General features: G+C 71.8%; 9 protein-coding genes. All 9 read left to right on the top strand.

Annotation, left to right across the window (positions count from 1 at the left end; genetic code table 11):
• The first annotated feature begins 43 nt into the window (after positions 1-43).
• The 9 genes from ACZ5U5_RS28650 (at position 44) to ACZ5U5_RS28610 (ending at position 11,010) form a co-directional block, all read left to right on the top strand.
• Positions 44-847: a thioesterase II family protein gene (locus ACZ5U5_RS28650; protein WP_469027078.1), complete on the top strand. Its 804-nt coding sequence runs from the start codon at positions 44-46 to the stop codon at positions 845-847.
• Between the two features lie 35 nt (positions 848-882).
• Positions 883-2,682, top strand: coding sequence for a fatty acyl-AMP ligase (locus ACZ5U5_RS28645; RefSeq protein ID WP_469027075.1), 1,800 nt, complete (start codon positions 883-885; stop codon positions 2,680-2,682).
• A complete protein-coding gene (locus tag ACZ5U5_RS28640) occupies positions 2,679-4,439 on the top strand; it encodes an acyl-CoA dehydrogenase (protein WP_469027072.1) in 1,761 nt (586 codons plus the stop codon). The genes ACZ5U5_RS28645 and ACZ5U5_RS28640 overlap by 4 nt, the downstream gene beginning before the upstream one ends.
• Positions 4,436-6,169 carry an acyl-CoA dehydrogenase gene (locus ACZ5U5_RS28635; protein ID WP_469027069.1) on the top strand — a complete coding sequence of 578 codons (1,734 nt, stop codon included), beginning with the start codon at positions 4,436-4,438 and terminating at the stop codon, positions 6,167-6,169. The genes ACZ5U5_RS28640 and ACZ5U5_RS28635 overlap by 4 nt, the downstream gene beginning before the upstream one ends.
• A 61-nt stretch (positions 6,170-6,230) precedes the next feature.
• Positions 6,231-7,004: an enoyl-CoA hydratase/isomerase family protein gene (locus tag ACZ5U5_RS28630; RefSeq protein WP_469027067.1), complete on the top strand. Its 774-nt coding sequence runs from the start codon at positions 6,231-6,233 to the stop codon at positions 7,002-7,004.
• 150 nt (positions 7,005-7,154) lie between these two features.
• Positions 7,155-8,618 (top strand): condensation domain-containing protein, encoded by a 1,464-nt coding sequence (locus ACZ5U5_RS28625; RefSeq protein WP_469027064.1) that lies wholly within the window; start codon positions 7,155-7,157, stop codon positions 8,616-8,618.
• A complete protein-coding gene (locus ACZ5U5_RS28620) occupies positions 8,611-9,600 on the top strand; it encodes an alpha/beta fold hydrolase (protein WP_469027062.1) in 990 nt (329 codons plus the stop codon). The genes ACZ5U5_RS28625 and ACZ5U5_RS28620 overlap by 8 nt, the downstream gene beginning before the upstream one ends.
• A complete protein-coding gene (locus tag ACZ5U5_RS28615; RefSeq protein WP_469027060.1) occupies positions 9,597-9,887 on the top strand; it encodes an acyl carrier protein in 291 nt (96 codons plus the stop codon). Before ACZ5U5_RS28620 ends, ACZ5U5_RS28615 begins: the two co-directional genes overlap by 4 nt.
• 40 nt (positions 9,888-9,927) lie before the next feature.
• On the top strand, positions 9,928-11,010 hold the full coding sequence (locus ACZ5U5_RS28610) for a zinc-binding dehydrogenase (protein ID WP_469027058.1): 1,083 nt from the start codon (positions 9,928-9,930) through the stop codon (positions 11,008-11,010).
• Positions 11,011-11,025 lie beyond the last annotated feature (15 nt).

The following is an 11,025-nucleotide window of genomic DNA, read 5'->3' as shown; positions in this document are numbered from 1 at the left end:
CCTTGCAGGCACAAGCGCCGCCCGGCGCTCCGGAAGGAATGTGATGACCGAGTCAGCGGACAGGTGGTTCCGCCGCTACCGAGCGACCACCGCACCTCGACTGCGCCTGGTGTGCCTCCCGCACGCCGGCGGTTCGCCGACCGCCTACCGGACGTGGGCCCGCCGCCTGCCCGAGGACATCGAGCTCCTTGCCACCTGCTACCCGGGTCGCCAGGACCGTTTCGCCGAGCCCTTCGCCGACTCCGTCGGAGAACTCGCCGACAGGATCGCGCAGGCGCTCGAGCCGCTCACCGACACCCCGCTCGCCCTGTTCGGGCACAGCATGGGCGCGGTCGTCGCCCACGAGGTGACCCGGCTCCTGGACGCCCGCCACGGCGTGCGCCCGCTCCGGCTCTTCGTGTCCGGTGCCGACGCCCCGGGCCGTCGCGAGCGCACCGACCTGCACAGCCGGGGCGACGCGGAGTTCCTCGCCGAGATGAGGCAGTTGGGCTCGTCCTCCCTTGCGGAGATCGACGACCCCACCCTCCTGGAGATGGTGCTGCCCATCATCAAGGCCGACTACCGCCTTGTGGAGACGTACCGTCCGGACCCGGCTGCCAAGACGCGCTGCCCGGTGGTGGCCTACGTCGGTGACCAGGACGAGCACTGCGCGATCGAGGACGTCCGCGCCTGGTCGCAGACCACCACGGCCGGCTTCGAGATGCGGGTCTTCCCCGGCGACCACTTCTATCTGGAGCAGCGGGAACCCGAACTGCTCTCCCACCTCACCGGACACCTCCGGGCCGACCTGCGCCTGCGCGCGGCCGTCGGCCGGACCGCCGGGGCCGCCGCGGAGCACGGCGCGTGACCACCGATCGCATCACAGAAAGGCCGTCCGCGCACATGAGCGACGATCGCGACGCCCTCGTGGGCCCCGACCACCTCGTCGGCCGACTCGAGACATACGCACGGGACATCCCGGACAAGCCGGCCGTGATCTTCGTCCGGCACCCCGACGGCCGGCCCGTCGAGGAGACCCTGACGTACGGAGCACTCGACCGCGAGGCCCGCAAGATCGCCGCCTGGCTGCGCGGGCGGTGCATGACCGGCGACCGGGTGATGCTCCTGTACGGCACCGGCCTTGAGTTCGTGAAGGCGCTCATCGGCTGCATGTACGCCGGTGTGGTCGCCGTTCCGTCCCCGATGCCGGGGCAGCAGCGCGGCCACGACACCCGCTCCGCCGGGATCGTGCGGGACGCCGACGTCCGGCTCGTGCTCACCACCTCCGGTGAACTCTCCTCCATCACCGCCTTCCTGGCTGAGGCCGAGGCCGAAGACGTGCCCTGCGTCGCCACCGACACCCTCGACCTGGCCGAGGCGCCCGGCTGGCAGGTGCCCGCGCTCGACGCCACCACCCTCGTCATCCTGCAGTACACATCCGGCTCGACCAGCGACCCCAAGGGCGTGCGGGTCACCCACGGCTCGCTCGCCCACAACGTGGGTGAGATGGCACACGCCTTCGACCTCGACCCCGGTTCCCAGATGGGCAGTTGGCTGCCTCAGCACCACGACATGGGCCTCATGGGCAAGCTGTTGCTGCCGCTGCACCTGGGCGCGATCACGGTCCTGATGACGCCCATGGACTTCCTGCGCCGCCCGCACCTGTGGCTGCGGCTCCTGGACACGTACCGCATCACCACCACCGTCGCCCCGAACTTCGCCTACGACCTGTGCGTCCGCCGCGTCACCGACGAACAGCTCGTCGGCGTGGACCTGTCCCGGTTGCGCAACGCGGGCAACGGATCCGAACCCGTCAGCGCCCGCACCCTGCTGAACTTCGCCGAACGCTTCGCATCGGCGGGCTTCAGGCTCGACGCCTTCAACCCCTGCTACGGCATGGCCGAGACGACCCTCCTCGTCACCGGCACGCGGCCGGACCGCGCCCCGGTCCTCGCGACCGTCGACGCCGACGCCCTGGCCCGCAAGGAGCTGCGCGCCCTGCCCGCCGACGCCGAGGGCGCCCGGCTGGTCAGCAGCGGCCGCGTCAACGACCTGACCGTGCGGATCGTCGACCCCGACACGGAGCGGACGCTGCCGGACGGCCGGGTCGGTGAGATCTGGGTACGCGGCGACAGCGTCGCCGACGGATACTGGCGCAACCCCGAGGCCACCGAGCGGATCTTCCGTGCCCGCACCGCCGACGGCGAAGGGCCTTACCTGCGCACCGGCGACACCGGAGCCCTGCGCGACGGCGAACTCTTCGTCACCGGCCGGGTCAAGGAGATGCTCGTCGTCAACGGCCGCAACCTCTACCCGCACGACTTGGAGCGCGAGGTCCAGGACCTGCACGAGGCGTTCCAGGGCCTCGCGGGCAGCGTCTGTTCCGTCCCGGCCGACGGTGAACGGGTCGTCGTGATGCAGGAGATGCGCCCGCGCCGATCCTCCGCCGTGGACCTGCCCGAGCTGGCCCGCACCGTGCGCGGCGCGCTGGCCGAGCGTGTCGGCATCCGCGTAGGCGGCGTGGTCTTCCTGCGGCCCGGACAGGTCCGCCGCACCACCAGCGGCAAGATCCGGCGCTCCCACATGCGGCAGCTGTTCACGGAAGGTTCTCTCCCGGGGGTGCACGAAGACCTCGACGCCCCGCTGCTGCGTGAGTACCGGGGAGCGGCGCCCGCCGCCCAGGCTCCTGGGCGGTCCGTGTGAGACACGCTCCGTATCTCGCCGCCGCTGACCTCGACCGGAGCCTCGGCGACCCCGCCGACGAGGGACGGCTGTTCTCGTACGCCCGCTGCGGGGCGCTGGACGACCGTGAGGAGTTCCCGCTGGAGATCTGCCGGGAACTGGACCTGTTGGGCCTGCACCAGAGTTACGTCCCGTACCTCCACGGCGGTGGACTGCGCTCCTACGAGCAGGTGCTGCAGCTGATGCGGGCGGTCGCCCGACGCGATCTGACTGTCGCCGTCGCCCACGGCAAGACCTTCCTCGGCGCCGTCTCCGTCTGGGTCGGCGGCGACGCCCGGCAGATTCGGGAGACCGCAGCGCGGGTGGCCGACGGGGCCGTGGTGTCCTGGGGGCTGACCGAGCGGGACCACGGCAGCGACCTCCTCGCCGGTGAGGTGACCGCGCGCCGGGACGGCGGCCACTACCGGCTCGACGGCGAGAAGTGGCTGATCAACAACGCCAACCGGGGCCAGCTGATCTGCGTCCTGGCCCGTACCAGGGACACCGAAGGGCCACGCGGTTTCAGCCTGCTGATGGTCGACAAGCAGCGCCTCGACCGCAGTGCGTACCGACCGCTGCCGCAAGTGAGACTGCACGGCATCCGAGGCGCCGACATCAGCGGGATCGCTTTCACCGACGCGAAGATCCCCGAATCCGCGCTGGTCGGCGCCGAGGGCGAGGGCAGCGAGATCGTCCTCAAGAGCCTGCAGCTGACCCGGACCCTGTGCGCCGCCCTGTCCCTTGGCGCCGCCGACCACGCCCTCGCGCTGGCCACCGGCTACGCCCTGGACCGGCACGCCTATGGCGACCGGCTCGCCGATCTGCCACAGACGCGCCGGCTGCTGGCCCAGTCGTACGCCGACGTACTGCTCGCCGAGGCGACGACCCTCGTCGCCGGCCGCACCCTGCACACCCTCACCGGCGAACTGGCCACCGTGTCCGCCGTCACCAAGTACTTCGTGCCGACCCTGGTCGACCGGGTCGTCGCCCGTCTCTCCACCGTGCTCGGTTCGCGCTCCCTGCTGGTGGGGGACACCTACGAGCACGGCAGGTTCCAGAAGCTGCAACGCGACCACCGGATCGTCGGCATCTTCGACGGCAACACCGTGGTCAACCTGCAAGCCCTGATCAACTACTTCCCGCTCCTCGCCCGGCAGTGGCGGCGCGGCACCGTCGACGAGGCCGGACTCGCGGCGGCCACCACGCTCGGCGCCGAGCTGCCCGACTTCGACCGTGACCGGCTCTCCCTGCTGCCGCGCACCGGGTGCAGCGTCGTCCAGGCGCTGGCACCGGGCGTTCGGGAGCTGTCCGCGCTCGCCGCGCGGGGCGAGCTGCCTGCCACGGTGGCACGCCGCGCCGAGGGTGTCCTTGCCACCGCCGAAGGCCTTGCCGCCGAACTGGACGGCTACCGGCCGACCGCCGTCGACGTACCGGCGTCCGCGTTCACCCTCGCCGAGCGGTACGCCTGGTGCTTCGCCGCCTCGGCGGCGGTCCACCTGTGGCTGCGCAACCGGCAGGCCGTCGCCGACGCGGCGGCGGACGCCGGGCACTCGGCCGATCTCTGGCAGGACGGCCGCTGGCTGGAGGCCGCGCTCGCCCGGGTCCTCGACCACCTCGGCACCTCCTGGCCCGACGCCACCGACGACGTCCTGGAGCGGCTGGTACCGACCCTGATCGCCCAGCATGAATCCGGGCAGCTGCCCTCCCTCCTCCACCACCCGCTGAAGGTGAGCGCGTGACCACGGTTCCTCACCCGCCCGCGGCGGCTTCGGTCCACTCCCGGCTGTACGAACCGGCGCCCCTGGAGGCCCTTCTCGGCAACCCAGGCGACGCGGACAACCCGCTCGGGTTCGCCGCTCTCATTGCCGCCGACGAGCGCGGCGACCTCCTGGCGACCGGCGAACGCGCCCTGGACGCCTACGGCCTGGGCGCGGAGTTCGTGCCCGGCGACCTCGGCGGACGACTCACCCGAGCCGACGAACTGGCGCGTGTGCTCCGCCCGTTGTTCCGCCGCGACATCGCCCTGGGCCTCGGGCATGGGGCGAGCAACCTGGTCGGCTCGGTGAACGTGTGGGCCTCCGGACGCCCGGACCAGCGCCGGTGGCTGGCCGACGTCCTGCTGCGCAACGGCCGTATCGCCGCCGCGTACACCGACATGTCGACCGGCAACGACGTGACCCGCACCGGTTTCCGTGCCGAGGTGCGTGGCCAGGAGCTGGTTCTCAACGGCCGCAAGGAGATCATCAACAACATCGCGCGTGCCGAGGCGGTGACCGTCCTGGCCCGCACCAGCGATGCGCCCGGCAGCCGCAGCCACTCCCTGGTGCTCATGGACCCCGCCACGGCACCCCGCGACCGGCTGCGCCACCTGCCCCGCTACCGCACCAGTGGCGTGCGCGCCATGTACCTGGGCGGGCTTGAGTTCCGCGACTGCCCGCTGCCCGTCGACACCGTCACCGGTGACCTCGGGGAGGCGATGGAGACCGTGCTGCGGGCCTTCCAGGTGACCAGGGCCGTGCTGCCCGGCGCGGCCGTGGGCACCCTGGACCAACAGCTGCGCACCGTACTGGACTTCGCGACGGAGCGGCGCCTGTACCGCCGTACTGTCATCGAGATCCCGCACGCCCGCTCTGTCCTGACCGGCGCTTTCCTGGACCTGCTGGCCGCCGATTGCCTCGGCACGACGGTGTGCCGGGCGCTGCATCTGCTGCCCGAGCAGACCAGCGTGTACGCGGCCGCCGTGAAGTTCCTCGTGCCGCTCCTGATGAGGGACGCGGTGGACGACCTCGCGGTGGTCCTGGGGGCGCGCTCGTTCCTGCGCGAGGGCCCGCACGCGGTGTTCCAGAAACACCTGCGCGACCTGCCGGTGGCCTCCCTCGTGCACGCCGGCGGCACTGTCTGCCTGGCGACGATCATCCCCCAACTCCCCCGCCTCGCCCGCCGCGCGTGGCTGTCCGACGACGCCCCTGCGCCCGCCGGTCTCTTCCACCTCGACGGCCCGCTGCCCGACCTGGACTTCGGCCGCCTGGCCCTCACCGCCGGCCGCAAGGACCCGCTGATCGCGACCCTGCTCGCCGCCGAGGCCGAGCTGCGCACCGAGCCTGTCATCGGTCCCCTGCTCGGCCGGTTCACCGACGAGCTGCGCGAACTGGCCGCCCGGTGCGGTGACTTGGCTCCTCGCGATCGCACACCGTTGGCCGGGCCCGTCAGCTTCGAGCTCGCCGAGCGCTACGCAGTACTCCTCGCCGCCGCCGCCTGCGTCGGCGTCTGGAGGCACAACACCGACCATCCCGGTGCTTTCCTGCGCGACCCAGGCTGGCTCGCCGGAGTACTCGGCAGGCTGGCCGCCCGGCTGCGCCTCGCCCCGGTAGCGGGAGCCGACGCGGCACACGCCCAGATCACGAGTGAGCTGATGCGCCGTCACCAGCGGCGCGAGGGGTTCGATCTCGTCGGCCGCCGACTGGCGTGACAGCAGGACAGCGACAGCGGCTCAGCGGCAACAAGGCTGCGACAACAGGAGGGGATGGACAGTGGCGGTATTCGTCCGGGCCGAGAAAGAGGGCCGGGTGGCGACCATCAGGATCGTGCGCCCCAAGGTCAGCGGGGTGGACCCGGCCGTACCGGAGGAGATGACCGCGGCCGCCGACGAGGTGGGCAGCGACGACGCCGTACGGGCCGTGATCCTGCGCGGCAGCAAGCGGGTCTTCGCCTCCGGCGCCGATCTGCGCGGTATGGCAGGACGGTCCCCGGCCGAGGTCCGCGCCCACACCGGGCGGTTGCAGGCAGGGTTCAGCGCCATGGCCGCCATCCCCAAGCCCGTGGTGGCCGCGATCAGCGGTTACGCTCTCGGCGGCGGCCTGGAACTCGCCCTGTGCGCCGACTACCGGATCGCCGGGCATGGTGCTCTGCTCGGCCTTCCCGAGATCCGGCTCGGCCTGATCCCCGGCACAGGCGGCACCCAGCGACTGCCTCGCCTTGTGGGCCAAGGACAGGCCAAGAAGCTCATCTTCACCGGTCGTCCCCTGACGGCTCCGCAGGCCCTGGACATAGGCCTTGTCGACGAGGTCGTCGCCGACGAGGACGTCGACCGCGCCGCCCGTGACCTCGCCGAGGAGTTCGCCCAGGGCCCCACCGCCGCCCTGGCCGCCGCCAAGCGGGCCGTGGACGAGGGACTCGGCAACCCGCTGGAGACCGGCATGGGCGTCGAACGCCGGGAGTTCGCGGGGCTGTTCACGACCCAGGACCACCGCCTCGGCATCGACGCCTTTCTCGACGACGCGGTCCCCACCTTCACCGGCCGGTGAACGCGCCGGTGAACGGGACGGCGGCACGGGCGATATGGCTGCCGTATAGATCGCCCCGGCAGCCTGGGCAGAGGCGAGCCAGGCGGTGATGAGGGCGTTCCCCACCGACCCGAACGGCCGACCACCGGCGGCGCCGACAGAAAGACAACGATGCCGACACACCATCAGCTCTCGCACGCGCAGCAGGCCTTGTGGTTCCTCCACGAGCTGGCACCCGTGAGCAGCGCCTATCACACCGGGGTCGCCCTGGCCGTGCACAGCACGCTCGATACGGCGGCCCTGGCCGAGGCCATCGCCGCGACGGTCCGCCGTCACCCCATGGCCGACGCCGCCTTCATCCGGCACGAGGGACACCCCGTACGGCTCCAGCCGGCTCCCGTGCCCGCGTGGCTGGAGGTGCGCGAGGTGCCGGGAGCCGACGACGCGGAGCTGCGCCAGGCCGTCCGCGACGCTCTCAACGAGCCGTTCGAGCTGGATACCAGGGGCGCGTTCCGGTTCGTCCTGCTGCGCCGTACACCCACGGACGCCGTCCTCCTCGTCGCAGGTCACCACATCGGCACCGACGCCACCTCCAACTGGCTGCTGCTGCGCGACGTGGTCCACGCCCACGGCCGTATCGCGACCGGCGACGAGGACGGCCTCGCGCCGGTACCCGGCGACTACGACACCTATGTCGCCAAGGAGGCCAAGCTGCTTGCCTCGCCGCGCGGCGAACGGCTCGCCGCCCAGTGGCACGCACGCTGCGACGGGGCCGTCCCCGCCGAGATCCCCACGGACCGGCCCCGCACCGCGCACCGCTCCGGCGTCGGCGCGACCCACACGATCGACCTCGACGTACCCCTGGTGGCCCGTCTGCGCGAGGCCGCGCGCACCAGCGGTGTGACCCTCTTCTCCTACCTCCTCGGCACCTTCCAGGGGCTGCTGCACCGCTACAGCGGGCAGAACGACTTCCTCGTCGGCTGCCCGACCACCACCCGTATGACACCGGCCCTGCGCGAGGTCGTCGGGAACTTCATCAACACTCTCGTCTTTCGCGCCGAGTTCGGGCCCACGACGACGTTCCGCGAAGCGGCCGCGGCGGCCGACGCCCAGGTCCGCGCGGGCATCGCCGGAGTGGGCTACCCCTTCTCGCTGCTGACCCGCACCGCGAACCGCCCGCGCAGCAGCTCGGGTGCCTCCCTGTGTCAGATCACCTTCAACATGATCGGTACCGCGGCCCCGGACCCCCTCATGCGGCTGCTGCTCGACAGCGAGAGCGGCGGCGACGCCATCGAGTACGCCGGTCTTGTGCTCGCACCGTGCCCGCTGCCGCAGGCGGAGGGCCAGCTCGACCTCTCCGTGAACATTCGGCAGAGCGCAGAGACGCTGTCGGTCGACTTCCGCTATGACGTCGACCTCTTCGACCAGGACACCGTGCGGCGCTTCGCCGACCTCTTCGTCCGCGCGGCCGACCAATCCGCCGCGGACCCGGACGCCCCCGTCTCCCGGCTGCGTCTGATGGACGCCGCGGAACTGGCACGCCTGATGGGCTTCGACGACGACACGTACGACACCGACGACATGTATGACGCCGATGACTCCGACGTGTACGAAGAGGTGGCGGGGCGTGCCTGAGATCACCCACCGCACCCTGCGCGCGGGAGGCCGCAGCTTCCACGTCGCCGAGGCGGGCGAAGGTCCCCTCGTCCTGCTGCTGCACGGGTTCCCCGAGCTGTCGTACTCGTGGCGACACCAGCTCACCGGGCTCGCCGCTGCGGGTTTCCACGCCGTCGCTCCGGACCTGCGGGGTTACGGTGGCAGCGACCGTCCCGACGGCGTCGACGCCTACACCCTTCACCATCTGGTCGGCGATGTCGTCGCCCTCCTCGACGCCCTGGGCGCCGAGCGCGCCGTGATTGCGGGCCACGACTGGGGATCCCAAGTGGCCTGGCACACGGCCCTGATGCGCCCGGACCGGGTGCGTGGGGTGGCGGGCCTGAGCATCCCCTACCGCCCGCGCAGCGGCCTGCCCCCGCTGCCCGCCCTGCGCCGCGCCTTCGGCGACCGCCACTACATGTTGTACTTCCAGACCCCGGGCCTCGCGGACGATGAGCTGTCCCGGGACCTGCCCGGCACGTTCCGCCGGATGCTGGGCGGCACCTCCGGGGGGGCCGCCGCCATCGACCCGGTGGTGCCGCAGGGTGGCTCACTGCTCGACATCTACCCGGACCACGGCGTCCTGCCCGACTGGCTGACAGAGGACGACATCGCCGTATACGCCCGGGAGTTCGGCCGCACCGGTTTCACCGGTGGTCTGAACTGGTACCGCAACCTCAGTGTGAACTGGGAGCTGACCGCTCCCCTCGCCAAGGCGCGGATCCCGGTGCCCGCGCTGTATCTGGCCGGTGCGGACGACTTCGTGATCCGCGCCCTCGACCCCGCACACCTGGAGTCCGAACTACGACGCTGGGTGCCGCACCTGCGAGATCTGATCCTGCTGCCGGGCTGCGGCCACTGGGTGCAGCAGGAGCGGCCCGGCGCCGTGACCGATGCGCTGGCCGCCTTCGCACGATCCCTCGAACCTTCCGACCCTTCCACCACCTTGGAGCACCGATGACCACCGCACAGCAGCCCTCCGCCGTCACCGCCGAGCACCAGGCCGTCATCGACTGGCTGGTGGAGAAGGTGGCCTTCTACCTAGACGTCCCGGCGAGCGACATCGCACCCGACGGCAAGCTCGTCGAGTACGGCCTCGACTCGGTGTACGCGCTGGCCCTGGTCGGCGACATCGAGGACGAGTACGAGATCGAGGTGGAGCCCACGCTGGCCTGGGACCACCCGACGATCGAGTCCATAGCCGGACTGGTGCGGGATCTGATCGCCGGTTCGCGCGCCGACGGCTGACCGGACGAGCGAGAAGAACGGCGGAGGAAGGAGTACGCCCATGCGCGCCGCGATCACCCGTGACGGAGCCCTCGTCGTCGAGGAGGTGCCCGATCCCGTACCGCAGGCCGGTCAGGTCCTCGTGCGCACCATGGCCTGCGGCATCTGTGGGTCGGACCTGCACGCGCTCGACGACCCGGAGGCGTTCATGGACATCATGCGCCGCACGGGCGGAACCCCGCACGACATCCGCGAAGGCATCGTGCTCGGCCACGAGTTCGCCGGCGAGATCGTGGACTACGGCCCTGGCACCGTGCGCGCGCTGCCGGTCGGCACGACGGTGTGCGGACCGCCGATCGGGTTCGGCCCGCAGGGCTCCGGGATCATCGGTTACACACCGGCGTTCCCCGGCGGCTTCGGCGAGTACATGATCCTGCCGGAGGCGTTCACGATGGCGGTGCCGGGCGGAGTACCGGCGGAGGTCGCCGCCCTGACGGAACCCTTCTCCGTCGCGGCGCGCGCGGTCCGGCGCTCGGGCATGGCCTCGGGCGATGTGGCGGTCGTCCTCGGACTCGGCCCCATCGGCCTCGGTGTCGTCGCCGTACTGAAGGCGCAGGGGCACGGGCCCGTGGTCGCCGTCGACTTCTCGGCCGAGCGACGGGAGCTCGCCGAACGTCTTGGCGCGGACGTGCTGATCGACCCCGCGGTCGAGTCGCCGTACGACCGCTGGAGTTCGCTCGGTGTGGTCACCGGCACGATGGACCGAATGGCCGCCGAGTACCGGGGGCTGAAGGTCCGTGACGCCGTGCTGTTCGAGTGCGTGGGTGCGCCAGGCATGCTCGACCAGGTGGTGCGGGGCGCTCCGGCCGGCTCCACCGTCGTCGTGGTCGGCGTGTGTCTGCGGCCCGACACCGTCGACCCCGGAGTGGTCGCACACAAGGAGCTGAACATCCGCGGCTCGTTCGGCGGCAGCCCGGCGGAGTACCGGCAGACCCTGCGGGACATCGCGGACGGCCGGATCGATGCGGGCGTCGTCATCACCGGCCGCACCGGGCTCGACGGCTTGGCCGACGCCGTGGCCGAGCTGTCCGGAGGGGGACGACACGCCAAGATCACGGTAGATCCGCGACTCGGCGGCACCTGACCGCGCCCTCACCCC

This window comes from Streptomyces sp. NPDC033177, from assembly GCF_055577715.1.
This window is presented reverse-complemented; position numbering and strand designations above follow the sequence as displayed.